Below are 17,448 nucleotides of genomic sequence, written 5' to 3' on the forward strand. Positions count from 1 at the left end.
CGATCAGCTCAGGGTAAAATCGCTGGCCTTCAGGTCCGTAACCCCGACGAACGTGATCCGCGTGCTGTCGTTCAGCTGGATCGTGCTGTTGCCGCCCGAAACGGTGGCGGCGGACAGCACCCCCTGCAATCCGTTGCCGTTCTGGTAGCCATATTGATACAGCGCGACCATGTTCCCCGCCGCACTGCCGAAATCGGTGATGACATTGTCCCCACCGCTGCTGGCCCCCTTGGTAAAGGCGAACAGATTGTCGCCGCCACCACCCGTCATCGTCGCGCTGCCGGTGCCGCCCACCAGCGTATCGTTGCCCGTCCCGCCGACAAAGGTCACGCTGCCGCCATCCGCAAAGGCATGCAGCGGGTTGCTTGCCAGCGCGCCGTCCAGGGTCTCGTTCCCCGTATTGGCCACGAACAGGGTGGGGCCGGAGGCCCCCAGCGTCATGGTCAGCCCGGCCGCGCCGAAGATGGTGGATTGCCCCGCCACCACGCTCGTCATGCCCGTGCCGTTCAGGAAGGTCAGGCTGCCGGTCACGCTGATCGTATTGCCGACACCTTGGGAAACCTCAAGATCTCCGGCGGCGGAAATCGTATCCGATACCGCACCGCTGATCGTGCCCGACGCCCCGGTAAACGCCACCTGGTCCTGCGCCCCGCCCGACACGGTGCTGCCGCCCCCCACCGAGACGATGCTGCGCGCGGCATTGTCGACGACGGTCGCATTCTCTCCCAGCAGGACCAGCGAACTCCCGGCATTGATCGTCACCGACTGCGTGCCGAGCGTGCCGATAATGGTATCCGTCCCCATCGAATCGACGGAATTCGTTCCATTGCCAAGGAAGATCCGGTTCTGCCCGCTTCCGGCATCGACGGTATCGCTGCCGCCATCGGTCACGACCAGATCGTTGCCCGCGCCCATGTCGATGGTAAAATTGCCGCTACCACCGATAAAGACATTGTCGCCGGCCGTCGCCAGAAAGCTCCCCCCGGCCGCTCCGCCCAGAAAGGTCGTGCCCCCCAGCGTGCCGGAGATCGCATCCACCGGCGTCGTGACCTCATGCGCATCGATGGCCACCGGCACCGTCAGCACGGCATCCGACGCACCCGAAAGCGCACCGGCCACGATGTTGACGTAAGCCCCATCCAGCGCATAGGCGCCGCCGACCGTGATCATCCCGACCGAACTGCCGACACTGGCCGAGTTGAACCCGTTCTGCAGGGTGGAAAAATTCTTTCCCGCGGCGCTCTCCCGCAGGGTCTTCGCATAGGCATTGGCCAGGGCAAGCGTATCGCCGCCATCGACCGTCACGTTCACGTTGGTGCCCGTGGCACCCATCACGGTTACAATCGCCACAGCCCGCTCCCCGACATTGCCTGGCCGGACGACGACATGCCATCAGCCATTACGCACCGATCCGGAGCCGCATCGCATGACGATGCCCGCCCGGAATGACGGAACCATGTAAGCGTGGAGACCTTCCCAAAATATTAACATCCTGTCGTGCAGGATCGAAAAATCGTCGATCACCGCAAGAGGGACGCGCGACATTCCGATGGACGCAGACGACTGGCACCCCCTCCTCCACCCGCTGCCGGGCGGCCCCGAACTGCTGGGATGCGACGCGCTCGATCCCTATTTCGTCGCCCCTCCCGATCTGGACCCCGATCCCGCCATCACGATGGTGCTACCCTTCCTGGGCTGGATCGTCACCCTCGCCCGCCCACACCATGTCGGCCTGTTCCCCGACCGCCCCGCAATGCGCGCCTTCCTGCACGACCAGGCCCACCGCCTGCGCCTGCCCCTGACGATCCACACCACCCCGACACGAATGCTTCGGGGCACCTGCGACCTGCTATGGCTGGCCCTTCCCCCGACAGGCACGGGCGACCACACGCCGGCCCATCTGGTCCCGCTTCTGTCACCGCACGGCGCAATCCTGCTGTACGGGCTGGATCACACAGCCGACCAGCACGACGCATGGTCCCGCTGGCTGGCCGAGGTCCCCGCGGCAACCCTGCCCCTGGGCCGGGGGCTGACACTGGCCCTGCCCGCCCCGACACCGGCCACCGGGCGCGCCAACCCTCTCGCCGCGCTGTGCAGCGCGCTGGGCCCGAGCGGAGGGGACAGCGTGGCCGCCAACCTGGCCAACCGCTTCGCCGCCATCGGCACGCATTGGGCAACCCGGCGCACGCTCGCCGATACCCGGGCCGAACTGGCACAGACCCGCGCCGCCCTCAGCCGCGCCCGGCTGGACACGATGGAATTGCGGCTGGAACGAAACCAGCGCGCGGCACCCGCCGCCACACCGCCCACCAACCCCGCCACAACACCAGCCGCCCCGGCACCCACCCCCACACCTACTCTGCGGGCCCGGCTGGCCCGCCTGCTGGTACGCCGCCACACCCTACAGGCGGAACCACCCCCGCCCGCACCCCCACGCGCCCGCCTCCCCATCCGCACGGTGCTGTTCATCTCCGGCGAGCCGGCAACCCCGGGAACGGTCTATCGCGTCGACCGCAACGCAGCCGCCTGCCGCCAGGCCGGCTACGACACCCGATCCCGCGACTGCGCCGCCATCACCCCCGACGACATGCTCTGGGCCGACCTGGTCGTGCTGTGGCGCGTGGAATATAGCGGCCATGTCGACACGCTGATCCGCATGGCGCGCGCCCGCGGCGCCCTGCTGGCCTTCGACGCCGACGATCTCGTGTTCGAGCCCGAACTGGCCCGGACCGACCTGATCGACGGCATCCGCAGCAGCCCTGCCCCCGTGGCGCGGATCGAGCGCATGTACGACGACATGCAGCGCACGCTCCAGCGCTGCGACCTCGGCATCGCCACCACGCAGGCCCTGGGCGACCGGATGCGCCCCTTCACCCCGCTGACGGCAATCCTGCCGAACATCCACGACCAGTCCACGCTGAAACGCTCCCGCCACGCCGCCCGCCGCCGCGCGGCCACGCCGCCCGACGGGCTGGTGCGGATCGGCTACGCCACCGGGTCGCGCACCCACCAGCGCGATTTCGCCCGCGTCCTGCCGGGCCTGCTGGCGGTCATGGCGCAGCGACCCGAGGTCCGGCTGGTCCTGTTCCGCGAACCGGGCGGCGGCCGCCCGCTGCTGCTGACCGAGGAATTCCCCACCCTGCACGCAAACGCGGCCCGGATCGAATGGCGCGACATGGTGAACCTGGACGCCCTGCCCGACGAACTGGCCCGGCTGGACATCGCGATCGCACCGCTGGAAACCGGCAATCCGTTCTGCGAGGCCAAGAGCGAACTGAAATTCTTCGAGGCCGCGCTGGCCGGCGTCTGCACCGTCGCCTCCCCCACCGCCCCCTTCCGCGCGGCGATCCGCGACGGCGTCACCGGCCTGCTGGCCGACAGCGACGCGGAATGGGCAGAGGCGCTGCTCCGGCTGGTGGACGATCCCCCCCTGCGCGCCCGCATGGCCCGCGACGCGCTGCATACGGTCCTGTGGGAATACGGCCCCCAACGCCAGGCCGCCCTCATGGAGCTGACGATCAAGGGCCTGGCAGGCGGCCCCATCACCGCGCAGGCCGGCGCTCTGGCGCTGGCACAGGGCAGCGCCCGCGTCCGCGCGGTGCCGACCATCCACGACAGCGAGACGCTGCTGCATCAGGACCAGTTGCAGGACGCGGCGGTCAGCATCGTCATCACCGCCTGGCAATATGCCGACCACATTATCGAGGCCCTGGACTCGGTCCGCCGCCAGACGCTCGCACCGCTGGACCTGATCGTGGTCGACGACGCCTCGACCGACGACACGGTGGCCTTGGTCAGCGGGTGGATGGCCCGGCACGGCGACCGCTTCAACCGCCTGCTGCTGCTGCGCGCGTGCTGCAATGCCGGGCTGGGCGGCGCGCGCAATATCGGCATGGCCGCCGCCGAAACCCGCTATGTCATGCAGCTCGATGCCGACAACCGCCTGCTGCCCGATGCCTGCGCCCGCTTGCTGGATGCCATCCAGCGCGACGATGCCGGCTTCGCCTACCCGATCATCCGCCGCTTCGGCCGGGCCGACGGCGTGATGGGCGATCTCCCGTGGCACCCGGGGCGGCTGGTCGGCGGCAATGTCGTCGATGCCATGGCGATGGTGGCCAAATGGGCCTGGGCGGCGGCCGGCGGCTATTACGTGCGCCGCGACGCGATGGGGTGGGAGGATTACGATCTGTGGTGCACCCTGGCCGAGCTGGGCATCGCCGGCACGCACGTCCCCGAGATCCTGGCCGAATACCGCGTCCACAACGCCGCCATGACCGACAGCGTCACCGAACGGACGACCCACAAGCAGCGCGTGGTCGCATGGCTGCGCGCCCGCCATCCCTGGATACGCCTGACCGCGCCGGATGCGAGAAACCGCGCATGAGCAGAGGCCCCCAGCGGGAATCCAGCCCTCCGCCGCCAGAATTGTCTGCGTATCCGGGCTTCGCCCGTGCTAGAAGCACACCGACGATGATCCTGCCCTCGCGATCGAGAGCCCGGAAACTTCGCCGTGCCGCGTCAGGAAGAGGTTTTCGCCCCGCGAACCTCTGACAGTGGGGAGGCAATCGGTTATGTCGGAACCCGCTCCCAGCACGGCAGACAATCTCACCCTGGCCCTCGTGGCTGCCTCCAATACCCCCGTCCTGCTGCTCGACGGCCATCTGGCGGTGATTTCCGCCAGCGGGTGCTTCTGCAATGCCTTCGGCCTCGACCCCGCAAAGGTGGTCGGCCACCCCCTGGTGTCGCTGGGACAGGGCGAATGGAACGTGCCGCAGCTCGCCTCCCTGCTGGCGGCAACGGCATCGGGCCGCGCCGCCGTCGATGCCTACGAGATGGACCTCAGGCGCCAGGGGCAGGAAACCCGCCGCCTCGTCTTCCACATCCGCAATCTCGACTATGGCGATCCCGGGAATATCCGCCTGATGGTCGCGGTCACGGACATCACCGACGCACGCCTGGCGGAACGACACAGGCAGGCCATGCTTCGCGAAAAGGAAATCCTGCTCCAGGAATTGCAGCATCGCGTCGCCAACAGCCTCCAGATCATCGCAAGCGTCCTCATGCAGAGCGCCCGCCGCGTGCAGTCCGAGGAAAGCCGGACCCATCTACGCGACGCGCATCACCGGGTGATGTCCATAGCTGCCCTGCAAAAACAGCTGGCCGCATCGGGCGATACCCATGTGGAACTGCAGACCTATTTCACCGATCTGTGCCGAAGCATCGGCGCCTCGATGATCCAGGACCCGGACGAGATCTCCCTGATCGTCGACGCCGATCCCGACACCACCAGCGCCGACATCTCGGTCAGCCTGGGCCTGATCGTCACCGAACTCGTGATCAACGCGCTCAAACATGCGTTTCCCGATCAGCGAAAGGGCACGATCCGGGTCGGCTACCGGTCAGGCCCGTCGGGCTGGACACTCTCGGTCGCCGATGACGGCATCGGCATGCTCCCCCTTTCGGCAAAGCGGGTAGTCGGACTGGGCACCAACATCATCAAGGCCCTGGCCCGGCATCTCGACGCCACGCTCGACATCGTCGATGCCGCGCCCGGCACCCGCATCGTCATCACCCACCCGTCCCCCACGCCCGGCGCCCCCTCATGACCGACAGGGCGCGGCGGTAACACGTCACGGCCCGTACAACTGCCTCTCCAGCGGGTGATCCTTCGCCCGCATCACGCGCCCATAGGCGCGGGTCCCGAATGCGTCGGCATACCGGTCGCCCGCCCATACGATCTTGCCGCCGATCATCACGCTCCGCACCACACCGCATGGACGATTGACGACCTGCCGGCACCCAAGCTGGCTCCGATGGACGAAATGATATGTCTCTTCCGGATTCCACCGTTCCAGCGCCACAGGATCGATGACGCAGAGATCCGCCTGCGCGCCCACCCGCGCCAGCCCTGCATGGATGCCGAAAAAATCCGCCGGAAGCCCGGTCAGCCGATGCACGGCACGGGCCACCTGCCGCAACCCGTCCCGCTGCGCGATCTTCAGCGTCCGCAGGTTGCCGTCATAAAATCCGATATTGGCCAGATGGGCACCGCTATCGTTGAATCCCGGCAAGGTCTGGTCGTGAAACAGCAATCTCCCCAGCGTCGCCGGATTGCGGTTGGCAATGGTCGTCTCCCAGCGCAGGTCCGTATCCCATTCGCGCAGCAGATGCAGCAGAAAGGCCGCATCGTCCCCGATCGGGTCGGGAAAGCCCGAGAAGAAGCCCGCCTCGGCATCACGGGCATGCGGAAAGCGGCCATTGGCCGCTTGGAAGGCCAGAAGCCGGCGATAGGGCGCCTCGAGGCTTTCCCCCACCCAGTGCGGCAGCGGGCATTCGGCAACCACCATGTCGTCCAGCCGCCGGCTCAGCACGATCTTCTCGCAGCGCAGGTGCCGCCGCAGCCGGTCCACCGACCACCCGCCCTTCCCCCCAAGCCACATCTTGCGAAAGGATGCGACCCATGCGGGATCGTTCAGGATCCGCATCCGCCCATCCCGGTCCTCCAGCTCCCGTTCATTGAGCGCCCGGAACGCCGGAATTTCGTCCGCCAGCGGGTTGATGGCCCCGTCACTCCAGATCCGGAAAGACGACGACAGGGCCTGGAACCGCAGCATCCCCTTAAACAGCCGGGAGTTCAGGATCGAGGAGAGCAGCAGGCAGAGATGCATGGCCGACCGGCTGGTCTGCAGGTCAAGCGCCGCCAGCACGGTCGTCCTGAGCGGCCGTCCGTAAAGACGGCCGCTGGTCAGCATGAAACTGCGGACAGCAGCCAGGATATCGTCCTTGGCGGGCGTCGCCTGCCAGACCCGGCCATGACGGCGCACGATCTCCGTCAGCCGCGCCAGTTCTCGAAAACCCGCATATTGCGTCGGGATTCTTTTCTTCTTGTTCGGCGCGTTCGCAAGAAAGTGAAACGGCAGCGCATCCGTCGAAAACCCCGCATAGCCCTGCGCCATCCCCGCTTCCAGCAACTGCTCCATCCGGTCCAGCTCCTGCGGCGCAGGCGGCCCGGCCACCGACCCGTTCAGGCCCATGACCTCGATCCGGAGCATGGAATGCGGAATCATCGGCACGACATTGGGGCCGAGGGGAAGACTCTCCAGATGATCGAGATATCCCTGCGAATCCGTCCATGTGCAGGCATCCGCCACCCGGCGCAGCACGGGCTTGGGCATGTTCTCGACCCGCGCGAAGCAATCCACGATCGGGTCTTCCCCCTCGCGGCGCTGATGGCCATAGGCCACGCCGATCGAGCAATTGCTCATCACGACCGTCGTGGTGCCGTGGCGCACTACTTCCGGCAATTCGGGAGCCAGTTCCACTTCCAGATCGAGATGCGTGTGGATATCCAGCAGCCCCGGCATCAGCCACAACCCACGGCAATCGATCTCGACAGTATCAGGATCGACCTCAAGATGCGGCCCGACGGCGGCGATCCTGCCATCCTTCACCGCCAGATCGGAAAGAACCGGATCCGCCCCGGACCCATCGAAAAAAACGCCGTTGCGATAAACGAAATCTGCCATACGCGTCTCCAGAGGCGAGCCCCGGACACACAAAGGGACCATATCACCGGACAAGATGCATGCGCAGCCGCTCCGCCTGTCTGGTCATAACAACACGGTACCAGACAAGTTCCAGACAATCTGCCGCGAATGCCATTCCACCATGGCAACAAATCAAGAAAAAATCAATCAACTCGTTCTTTGAACAGTATTACCGAAAAATGAATCGCAATCGCATCGGCAAAACATCCCCCCGGATACTCCCCCAGACCGCGCCCATGATAAAAAAACGAATAAAAGTCCTTTTGCTTCTTTTTCTTCAGAAAAAGAAGCCCCTATCACTTCCGCGGCACATTCCGCTCCAGCTCATCCAGCCAAAGCCGCGCATTCCCGTCCGAAGGCGCCCGCCAGTCGCCACGCGGCGACAACGCGCCCCCTGCCACCACTTTCGGCCCATTGGGCACCGCCGAACGCTTGAACTGGCTGAACCCGAAAAAACGGCTGAGGAAGACCGACAGCCAATGCCGGATGGCGGGCAGGTCATAGGCCACCCGCCGATCCGCCGGAAAGCCCGGGGGCCAGTCCCCCACCGCCGGATCGCGCCAGGCGATCTCGGCCAGATAGGCAATGCGCGAGGGCCGGAACCCATGGCGCAGCACATGGTACAGCGTAAAATCCTGCAACGCGTAAGGCCCGATCTTCTCCTCGGTGCTCTGCAGGGCCTGGTCCGCACCGGCCGGGATCAGTTCCGGCGAAATCTCGGTCTCCAGGATCGCCTCCAGCACCCGCGCGGCCTCGTCCTCCACCCGGTGCGAAGAAACGACCCAGCGGATCAGATGCTGGATCAGCGTCTTGGGCAGCCCCGCATTGACGTTGTAGTGCGACATCTGGTCGCCGACGCCATAGGTGCACCAGCCCAGCGCCAGCTCCGACAGATCGCCGGTGCCGATCACGATGCCGCCATGCTGGTTGGCCAGCCGGAACAGGAAGTCGGTCCGCAGCCCGGCCTGCACGTTCTCGAACGTCACGTCGTATTGCGGCACGCCACTGGCAAAGGGGTGGCCCATCTGCTCCAGCATCATCCGCGCGGTGGGGCGGATATCCAGCTCGGCCGCCGCAACCCCCAGCGCGCGCATCAGCGCCATGGCGTTGGACTGGGTGCCGGGGCTGGTCCCGAAGCCGGGCATGGTATAGGCCAGCACCGCATCGCGCCCCAGCCCCAGTTCGTCGGCGGCCCGGATCGCCACCAGCAGCGCCTGGGTGGAATCCAGCCCGCCGGATACGCCGATGACCATGCGGCGCGCCCTGGTGGCCTGCAGCCGCTGCTTCAGCGCCGAAACCTGGATCGTCCAGGCCTCGAAGCAATCCTGCTCCAGCCGCGCCGGGTCGCTGGGCACGAAGGGAAAGCGCTCGACCCGGCGCAACAGGCCCAGATCGCCCGGCGGGGGCGCCAGCGCAAAGCCGATCCGCCGCCATGCCCCGCCCTGCCGCGCGGCGCGGCAATCGGCGAACGTCCCCATGCGGGCCCGTTCCTGCCGCAGCAGGTCCAGGTCCACATCCGCCACCGCCCGGTGCGGACCCTGCGGAAACCGCATTGTCTCCGCCAGCAGCGCACCGTTTTCATAAATCGCAACCTGCCCGTCCCAGGCCAGGTCGGTGGTCGATTCCCCTTCCCCCGCCGCCGCATAGACATAGGCACACAGCGCACGCATCGATTGCGAGCGGCAGAGCAGGTCGCGCTGGTCGGCCTTGCCGACCGTGATGTCGCTGGCCGACAGGTTGGCGATCACCGTGGCGCCCGCCAGCGCCGCATCCGTGCTGGGGGGCGCGGGCACCCACACATCCTCGCAGATCTCGACGGCGATCACGAACCCGGGCAGATCCTCGGCCTCGAACAGCAGGTCGGTACCGAAGGGCGCCGTCTGTCCCGCGACATGGATCGTCTGGCCGCGTACACCCGCCCCGGCCACGAAATGCCGCGCCTCGTAGAATTCGCGGTAATTCGGCAGATAGCTCTTGGGCACCACGCCCAGCACGGTCCCGCGATGCAGCACCACGGCGCAATTGTACAGCGCATCGCCATGCCGCAGCGGCGCACCCGCCACCACCACCGGCATCATCCCGGCGGTCGCCTCCGCCAGGGCCGCCAGCGCGCTTCCCACGGCGTCCAGCAGCACATCCTGCTGGCGCAGATCGTCGATCGCGTAGCCCGACACGCCCAGTTCGGGAAAGACCGCCAGCGCCACGCCCTGCGCATCGCACGCGCGCACCATGTCGGCCATCCGCGCGACGTTGGCCGCCGGGTCGGCCAGCGCCACCGGCAGCGTACACCCCGCCACCCGTGCGAAACCCTGGCGATAGAGAGAGCGGAAATCCGGCACGATCCTGTCACCCGCCTGCTGGAAGTCCGGCCCCGACACGGGCACGGACAGGAAATCGCCCCATCGGGCACGCATGGCCCGAAGGCCCATCACAACCGCGCCATAACAGGTCGCAGCGCAGGAATCCGCCCCCGAAAACGCAACCCTGGGGACGGCCAGCTATTGAAGCCATGACGGACCACCCGGTCCAGACACATGAATCGGAGGATATCCCGATGGATCTCTTACGCTGGACGCTGATCTTCCTCGTCCTGGCCCTCCTGTCGGCGGCCCTCGGCTTCGGCGGATTCGCGGCCGACTTCGCCTATATCGGCAAGATCCTGTTCTTCATCTTCCTCGTGCTGTTCATCGTCGGCCTGGTCTTCGGCCGCGGGAGAGGCAGTACGCTATGACCGCCAGCACACAGGCCGCGTAAAGCCCGTCCATCGCGGCCATGGACAGCGGCAGCGCGCCGACCAGATAGGTCGGCGCGTCGCACGGTTTCGACGGGCGCAGCGGCATGGCGGCCAGACGCTCGGCAAAGGTACCGGCATGAAACACCGGCGCCCGGCATTCCGGCAGCGGGCTGGGCCACCAGCCCTGCTCCACCCCCACATGCACCGCCGACAGGCCACAGGCCGCCAGCATGACCGGAATGCCCAGCCACAGCATGGCCCGGGCCCCCTGCCCCCGCATCAGGGCGGCGAGCAGGCCCAGCACCGCCAGCACGCGCCAGGGCCAGCGCTCCCACAGGCACAGCCCGCACGGCACCTCGCCCAGCCCATGCTCGACCCAGGCCGCAATCCCCAGGGCCGCCAGCCCGGCCGCCGCCAGGACGATGCCGGGGCCGCGTCCCATGCCGGCGCCCCGCCGCGTCACGACGTCGCGACCGGGGTCGCCCCCACCGGCGGCGCCTCGTCCAGCGCCTGCAGGAAGTCCCGCGCCCAGAAGCCCGCCGTGGTCCGGCGCACATCCTCGTCCAGATGCGTCCAGCGCCGCTGGCGTTCCTCCAGCCCCATGGTCAGCGCCTGGTGCAGCGCATCGGCAATCTCGTCGGCATCGTACGGATTGACCAGCACCGCCTCGTCCATTTCCGGGGCCGCGCCCGCGAAATGCGACAGGACCAGCACCCCGGGGTCGGCCGCGTCCTGCGCCGCGACATATTCCTTCGCCACCAGGTTCATCCCGTCGCGCAGCGGCGTGATCAGCGCCACATCGGCCATGCGATAGAACCCGGCCAGGATGTCGCGGGCCACCGGCCGCGTCAGGTAGCGGATCGGCGTCCAGTCGAATTCGGCATAGGCCCCGTTGATCCGCCCCGTCAGCTCGTCGAGCTGATGCCGAAGCTGGCGATATTCCTCGACATCCCCGCGCGATACCGGCGCGACCTGCAGGAACGACACCTTGCCCCGATGCTCGGGATAACGGGCCATGAAGGCCTCGTACCCCCTGAAGCGTTCCGGCAGGCCCTTGGAATAATCCAGCCGGTCCACCCCCAGGATCAGCGCCGTCCCGCGCAGGCTGGCGCGCAGGCGGTCGGCCTCCTCGCGCCGGACGCTGGCCTCCGCCTGCTCGCGGAATTCATGCGGATCGATCCCGATCGGAAAGGCCCGCGCCCGCTCGGTCAGCCCGTTCAGGCGGAAGGCATGGTTCAGATTGTCCGCGTCCTCCTCGGTCTGCACCCCGATCAGGTCGTAGGCCTGCATGTCTTCCAGCAGCAGCCGCGCCCCCGGCATCGAGCGCACAAGGCTCCAGGGCGGGACGGGAATATGCAGGAAGAACCCGATCCGCCCCGTCACCCCCAGGTCGCGCAGCGCCTGGCCCAGCGGAAACAGGTGATAGTCATGGACCCAAATCACATCGTCCGGCCGCAACAGCGCGCGCAGGCTGCGCGCGAACATGGCATTGACCTCCAGATAGGTCTGCCAGTCGCGGCGGGAATAGCTCATCAGCCCGACACGGTAATGAAACAGCGGCCACAGGATGCCGTTCGAGAAATTCTGGTAGAATCCCTCATGCTGGCGCGCCGTCAGGTCGATCGTGGCATAGGTCACGCCATCGACCTCATCCATGCCCGTGACGGGGTCGCCCTCGAATTCCGACTGGTTCCCCGACCAGCCGAACCATAGCGAGGAGCCACCGCGCAGCGCGTCCTTCAGCCCCACGGTCAGGCCGCCCGCCGGTTGCAGGCGTTCGCGCGGCGAAGGCACCCGGTTCGATACGATAATCAGACGCCCCATGAATCGTCCCCTCCCGCCGCCAGCGTGGCCAGCCATGCCCGGAAGGCGGCAGGATCGGGGAAATCCCGCGGGATGCGGAACCCCGCCCCCCCCAGCGCCTCGGCCGCGCGGATCCCGTCCTCGTCCGTCACATCGTCACCGACAAAGATCGGATGCCGCCCGGCAAAGGGCGGCGACTGCATCAGCGCCGCCACCGCATGGCCCTTGTCCACCCCATGGGGCCGGATTTCCCACGCCATCTTGGCCATCTGGACATGAAAGCGCCCATGGGTCGACGCCACCCACGATTCCGCGGCCTCGCGCAGAATGTCCGCCACCTCGGGCGCGGCACGGTAATGCAGCACGAAGCCCGCCGGCTTGCGCTCGATCCGCACGCCGGGATGCTGCGCCGCCAGCGCCTCGGCGGCCGGCAGCCAGGTCGACGGCATCGGGGGCTGCTCGGTCCGCACGATCGGCCCGTCCGGCCGGTGCCGCACCGCCAGCCCATGCTCGCCCGCCACGGCAAAGGGCACGTCGCCGAGAAAATGATCGATCTGGTCCACCGCACGGCCCGAAATCACCGCCAGCGCATCGCCGCACTTCGCCCGCAGCCGCCGCAGCACGTCGGGCAAACCGGGGGAGACGACCACCGCTTCCGGCGTCGGCGCGATATCGACGAGCGTACCGTCGAAATCCAGCAAAAAGGCCGCCTCGGCGGGCGGAGGCATGAACCGGCCGGCCGGGCCGGCATAATCCGTCGGGCTCATGGGCATTCTGGACTCCTTGGGACCGAAGGCATGTCATTCATCCCGAACCGGTATCGGCGGGACAGGTTGCCTCCCACCCCCGTCAGGGGGGCAGGAGGGATTGCGGCTGGCCCGGCTGGGCCTGCGACGCCGGCACGGCCACCGACGCGGGCGGCGAGCGCGATGGCCCGGCCGTACCGTCGGCCCCGAAGGGAACCGGCGGCGGCAGCGGCATCGGCCGCCCCGTCGCCACCGGCGGCGCGGGTGCGGCAGGCGGCGGGGGTGGTACCGCCACAGGCCCGGACTCGTCGGGTGGCGAGAGCGAAAGCGGCGCCCCGCCGGGGGGCGGCACGGGGCGCGCTGCTGCCGGCGCCGGGGGCATGGCGGCAGGCTGGCCACCCGGCGGCACGATCAACGGCAGCGGCTGCGGCCCCGACGGTGTCGCAGCCGGGGCACCCACCCCCTGCGACCCCGCTCCCTGCGGACCCACCCCTTGCGGAACCGGCACCTGCACGCCCGCCGCCCGATCGCCCGGCCCGGCGGCTCCCGCCGCCAGGGCCGCCAGCGGCGGCGGCACCGGCGCCACCATGTCGCCCGCGCAGCCGATCAGGCGCACGGCATAGACCGGGTCCTGAAACACGCCCAGAAACGGCTCGCCCGCCAGCATCCATCCGTTAAAGCCGGGGCCCTCCTGCCGCGTGTCGCGCACCGCCAGCCACCCCGCCGCATCGGGCGTCAGCGTCGCCGGCCGGTCGCGGCACGCGCCGACATGGATCGTCAGCGCCCTGAAGGTCGCATCCTGCCCCACGGGAATGGTCAGCACCTGGACGCTGGAATCCAGCGTGTCCAGCACCCGCACGGTCGCCACGCTGCGCCCCTGCCAGGTATCGGTGGGATAGATCGCGGGCGGCGCCACAATCTGCTGCGCCCGGGCGGGACCGCCCCACGCCGCCAGCGCCAGCACGGCGGCCACGGGCACATGGAAAGCCACCGCCCGGCACGATGCCGGGCGGGACAGGCGCCGGTCGCGGCTCCTCACGATCTCGGGCTTCGCAGCGCGGCCGCGACCTCCATGATCAGGTGCCGCATGGCCTCCTCGTCGACGCCGATCAGCACCGCATCCTCGAACGTGTCGCGCATGACCTCGCAAAGCTCTGTATAATTCTCGGTCAGCACCCGAATCTTGTCCTGGCACGAAACCGGGCTGCCGTCGGACTGGCGCCAAATCGCGGGCGGCGGCGGAAGGGCGGCCTCGCTCATGGCAGGTCGCTTCCTCCGGAATGGTTGCCCGGGGGCGGCGCGCTTCCCGGGTTCGCGCGCTGCTGGTTGGCCTTGGTCATCGTATCCGTCACCGAGAAGATGAAGCGGCTGAGCAACTGCTCCAGGCTGATCGCACCCTGCGTCTCGGTGATCGCCCCGCCGGGCCGCAGCATCGCGTCGTTGCCCCCCGGCGACAGGGCGACATATTTGCCGCCCAGCAGGCTGTCGCTGGTGATGATGGCCGCGCTGTCGGTCGGCAGCCGGACATCGGGCCGGACGGTAAATGTCACCTGCGCCTTGAAATCGGACGGATTGACCCGCTCGTCGACTACCTGCCCTACCGTTACCCCGGCCAGCCGCACATCGGACCCGACGGCAAGCCCGTCGATATGGGCAAAGGACGCATGCAGCCGATAGCCGGTTTCATGCCGGCGCCCCTTGTCGACCACGGCAAGGGCCAGAAGCCCCCCCAGCAGTACAAGAACCCCGCACCCGGCGGCGAGTTCGGCCGAATTCCGGCTCATCCGGCCTGCAACCGCACTGACCATTCTGACTCTGTTCCCCATCTCACAGCACGGAGACTGCCTGAAAACGCAAGCCGCCGACAGCACCGATGCGCCTTTCGGCCCCCGGTCCTCACGGCCACCAGGGCCGCTCCCGACTCAGCTACGGACAGTTTTCAGCCGGCCCCTCGGCGGACCCTAACAGGTTCCGCCCGCCGTTTCACCCTTCGGGAACCCAGGCCTCGTAATCGCTGGTCGAGGCGGCACGGCGCCCGCCGCGATAATCGCTTCCGGGGGGGTGATAGGCATCCACCGTCCCGGTCCGGTTGCCCGGATACGGGATCTGCCACGGCTGGCGCGCGCTCTCGGGCAGGGGCGCCTCGTCGACATGGTGCAGCCACCCCCACCATTCGGGCGGCACGACCGACGCGTCCTCGCCCTTGTGGTAGATGACCCAGCGCTCATGCCGCGTCAGGCCGCCACCGGTACGATTCGCGGTGCGCGCCTCGTAATAGCATCGGCCATCGGCATCCTTGCCGACCAGCCGACCCTTGAACCTGGTGTAGATGCGGGTGCCGAGATTTGCCATGCGCCGAGGATAACTCTCTTTCCGGCGACCGGTCCACCCGCTGCGGCGCGACTCGCCCGTTCACAACTCCGGGATCGGGAACCCCCCGACTTATCCCCCATATCCACAATATACAGTGGTCTGTATAGTCCGGGACCCACCATATACGGCTTCCGCCCCGTCCCGAAGCGGGCCTAGAGTGAATGCCATGACAGCCCGAAGCCACTGGAACGGCGTGCGCATGCGTACCACGCAGGCCGCCGCGGACCCGGACGACGCCCCCCGCGCCGTCACCCTGCCCGCCGACTGGGACGACGAGGCCGCGGCAGCCCTGGCGCGCCTGGCCCCCGGCCGTGGTGCGGCCCGTCTGGCGACCGAGGCCGCGCGCTGGGTCGACGACGTGGCGGTGGGCCCCCTGGCCACGCAGGGCAGGTCGCTTTCCTGCCTGCTGATGCTGCGCCAGGCAGCCCCGACCGAGTCCCTGTGGACCGGCCAGCACGACCGGCGGCCCGGCTTCATCGTCAACCTGGCCGGCTTTGTGCAACCGGGCAGCGGCTTCCTGGCCGAGGATTTCGTGGCCGCCCTGCGCCTGCTCTGCCAGGTGCTGCGCGACGTGGCCGAACGCAAGGCGGCGCTCCGCAATGGCGAGCTCCCCTTCCCCGACCTCGCCCCCACGCCCGCACCCCGCGCGCGAAAGGCCAAGGCCGCCGCCGAGGCCCCGCCGATCGGCCCGGCACCGGTGGCGGGCGACCTGCTGCTGACCAATCTCGATGCCTGTCTGGCGGCGCTGGGGCTCGATTACGACAGCGACGCGGGCCGCGACGTGGCATGCAGCCTCGCCTCGCTGGCCACCTCGGTCGCCCATGCGGGCTGCGGGGCCGAAACCCTGCTGCTTCCCCCCGCCCGCAGCACCGTGCCGGGCCTTGCGGAAACCGCGCGCGCCGTCTGGCGCGACGCGGCGGTCGAAACCGACACCCCCCTGTCGCGGATCGAGACCGGTTTTTCCGCACCCGGCCCGATCGACGCGCTGCTGGGGGTGGAAGCCTGCGGCCTCGCCCCCATCTTCTCGCCCCTGCGGCCCGACGGGCGGCTGGCCGCCAGCACCCTGTCGCGCCTGACGGCCCGCGGCCTGACGCCCGAGGCCGCCTTCGCCGCCGCCCTGGCGGGCGAAAGCGTGCTGCCCCTGCCGGATATCGAGGCCCACAAGGCCATGCACCGCGCGCTGGCGGGCTTCGTCGACCGCATGCCGGCCCGCCCGGACCCGACCGCCATGCCGACCCTGCGCGCCCGGCTGGCGCTCGATCGCGGGGTGCGGCGCCACCTGCCGGCCCGTCACGGCGGCTTCACGCAGAAGGCCAGCGTCGGCGGTCACCGCCTGTTCCTGCGCACGGCGGAATATGAGGACGGATCGCTGGGCGAGGTCACGATCACCCCGGCGCGCGAAGGGCCGATGACGCGCGGCCTGCTCGACGCGCTGGGCCAGGCCGTCAGCATCGGCCTGCAATACGGCGCCCCGCTGAACGAATATGTCGATGCCTTCGCCTATACCCGCTTCGGCCCCGCCGGCACGGTCGAGGGCGATCCGGTCGCCTCGTACGCGACCTCGATGCTGGATTATGCGTTCCGGGCCTTGTCGGATGCGTATCTGGGCCACAAGCTGCCCGACGCGCCCCATCAGGACGACCTGACCGACATCCCGTCGCCGATGCTGCCGCTGGATTTCCCCGAGACGAAAGGGGACAATAGCACCCGGCGCGGCAGACTTCGCCTGGTCGGCTGAGGACAGGCCGCCCGTTTCGGACAAGGAGCCCAGTTCATGACCGACACCCCCGAAACCCGTCTCGACCGGCACGGCATCATCCTGCCCGTGCCGCCCGCCCCCGTCGCAACCTATGTCGCCACCGTGCTCAGCGGGTCGCTGCTGGTCGTCTCCGGCCAGTTGCCGCTGCTCGACGGCAAGCTGTTCGCCACCGGCAAGCTCGGCGCCGACGTGGCGGTCGAGGTCGGGGTCGAGGCCGCCCGCTACGCCATGATCAACGTCATCGCCCAGGTCCGCGCGGCGGTGGGCGACCTGTCGCGGGTGCGCCGCGTGGTGCGCCTCGGCGGTTTCATCTCCTGCGTACCCAGCTTCACCCAGCACGCCACGGTCATGAACGGCGCGTCCGACCTCGCGGTCGCGATCTTCGGCGATGCCGGCCTGCACGCGCGCTCGACCATCGGCGTCCCCTCCCTGCCGCTCGACGCCGCCGTCGAGGTCGAAGGCCTGTTCGAGATCGCCTGACCCAGG

At 68.6% G+C, this 17,448-nt stretch carries 15 protein-coding genes; 5 read left to right on the plus strand and 10 right to left on the minus strand.

The window, feature by feature from the left end; all coding sequences use genetic code 11:
* Window positions 1–3: 3 nt before the first annotated feature.
* Window positions 4–1,350: a calcium-binding protein gene (locus HLH27_RS12100; protein WP_182950297.1), complete on the minus strand. Its 1,347-nt coding sequence runs from the start codon at window positions 1,348–1,350 to the stop codon at window positions 4–6.
* Window positions 1,351–1,549: 199 nt separating this feature from the next.
* Here HLH27_RS12100 and HLH27_RS12105 point away from each other — a divergent pair, with 199 nt between their 5' ends.
* Both HLH27_RS12105 and HLH27_RS12110 read left to right on the plus strand, forming a co-directional pair.
* Entirely contained in the window at window positions 1,550–4,384 is a 2,835-nt protein-coding gene (locus HLH27_RS12105; RefSeq protein ID WP_182950298.1) for a glycosyltransferase, read from the plus strand.
* Between the two features lie 187 nt (window positions 4,385–4,571).
* Window positions 4,572–5,606: a sensor histidine kinase gene (locus HLH27_RS12110; protein ID WP_182950299.1), complete on the plus strand. Its 1,035-nt coding sequence runs from the start codon at window positions 4,572–4,574 to the stop codon at window positions 5,604–5,606.
* 24 nt (window positions 5,607–5,630) lie between these two features.
* Here the strand turns inward: HLH27_RS12110 and HLH27_RS12115 are convergent, their stop codons facing one another.
* Window positions 5,631–7,526, minus strand: coding sequence for an N-acyl-D-amino-acid deacylase family protein (locus HLH27_RS12115; RefSeq protein WP_182950300.1), 1,896 nt, complete (start codon window positions 7,524–7,526; stop codon window positions 5,631–5,633).
* A 317-nt stretch (window positions 7,527–7,843) separates the two neighbouring features.
* Entirely contained in the window at window positions 7,844–9,886 is a 2,043-nt protein-coding gene (locus HLH27_RS12120; protein WP_338029903.1) for an NAD(+) synthase, read from the minus strand.
* A 215-nt stretch (window positions 9,887–10,101) separates the two neighbouring features.
* Here HLH27_RS12120 and HLH27_RS12125 point away from each other — a divergent pair, with 215 nt between their 5' ends.
* Complete coding sequence (locus tag HLH27_RS12125) at window positions 10,102–10,278, plus strand: DUF1328 domain-containing protein (protein ID WP_182950302.1); 177 nt, start codon at window positions 10,102–10,104, stop codon at window positions 10,276–10,278.
* Here HLH27_RS12125 and HLH27_RS12130 read toward each other — a convergent pair.
* The 7 genes from HLH27_RS12130 to HLH27_RS12160 form a co-directional block, all read right to left on the minus strand.
* Complete coding sequence (locus HLH27_RS12130; RefSeq protein WP_182950303.1) at window positions 10,232–10,723, minus strand: disulfide bond formation protein B; 492 nt, start codon at window positions 10,721–10,723, stop codon at window positions 10,232–10,234. The genes HLH27_RS12125 and HLH27_RS12130 overlap by 47 nt on opposite strands.
* A 17-nt stretch (window positions 10,724–10,740) precedes the next feature.
* The gene (locus HLH27_RS12135) at window positions 10,741–12,105 is read right to left on the minus strand and encodes an alpha,alpha-trehalose-phosphate synthase (UDP-forming) (protein ID WP_182950304.1); all 1,365 of its coding nucleotides are present in this window, start codon (window positions 12,103–12,105) and stop codon (window positions 10,741–10,743) included.
* Complete coding sequence (gene otsB, locus HLH27_RS12140) at window positions 12,093–12,851, minus strand: trehalose-phosphatase (protein WP_182950305.1); 759 nt, start codon at window positions 12,849–12,851, stop codon at window positions 12,093–12,095. The genes HLH27_RS12135 and otsB overlap by 13 nt, the downstream gene beginning before the upstream one ends.
* Window positions 12,852–12,933: 82 nt before the next feature.
* Window positions 12,934–13,869: a DUF2155 domain-containing protein gene (locus HLH27_RS17240; protein ID WP_182950424.1), complete on the minus strand. Its 936-nt coding sequence runs from the start codon at window positions 13,867–13,869 to the stop codon at window positions 12,934–12,936.
* Entirely contained in the window at window positions 13,866–14,090 is a 225-nt protein-coding gene (locus tag HLH27_RS12150; RefSeq protein WP_182950306.1) for a hypothetical protein, read from the minus strand. Before HLH27_RS12150 ends, HLH27_RS17240 begins: the two co-directional genes overlap by 4 nt.
* Window positions 14,087–14,638 (minus strand): outer membrane lipid asymmetry maintenance protein MlaD, encoded by a 552-nt coding sequence (mlaD, locus tag HLH27_RS12155; protein ID WP_182950307.1) that lies wholly within the window; start codon window positions 14,636–14,638, stop codon window positions 14,087–14,089. Before mlaD ends, HLH27_RS12150 begins: the two co-directional genes overlap by 4 nt.
* A gap of 175 nt (window positions 14,639–14,813) precedes the next feature.
* Window positions 14,814–15,182, minus strand: a complete 369-nt coding sequence (locus tag HLH27_RS12160; RefSeq protein ID WP_182950308.1) for an NADH-ubiquinone oxidoreductase subunit NDUFA12 family protein — start codon at window positions 15,180–15,182, stop codon at window positions 14,814–14,816.
* Window positions 15,183–15,369: 187 nt separating this feature from the next.
* On the opposite strand from HLH27_RS12160, the gene HLH27_RS12165 reads away from it, so the two are divergent.
* Both HLH27_RS12165 and HLH27_RS12170 read left to right on the plus strand, forming a co-directional pair.
* Window positions 15,370–16,941, plus strand: a complete 1,572-nt coding sequence (locus HLH27_RS12165; protein WP_182950309.1) for a TSCPD domain-containing protein — start codon at window positions 15,370–15,372, stop codon at window positions 16,939–16,941.
* Window positions 16,942–16,977: 36 nt separating this feature from the next.
* The gene (locus HLH27_RS12170) at window positions 16,978–17,442 is read left to right on the plus strand and encodes a RidA family protein (protein WP_182950310.1); all 465 of its coding nucleotides are present in this window, start codon (window positions 16,978–16,980) and stop codon (window positions 17,440–17,442) included.
* Window positions 17,443–17,448 lie beyond the last annotated feature (6 nt).

The organism is Gluconacetobacter takamatsuzukensis, from assembly GCF_014174275.1.
GTDB lineage: Bacteria > Pseudomonadota > Alphaproteobacteria > Acetobacterales > Acetobacteraceae > Gluconacetobacter > Gluconacetobacter takamatsuzukensis.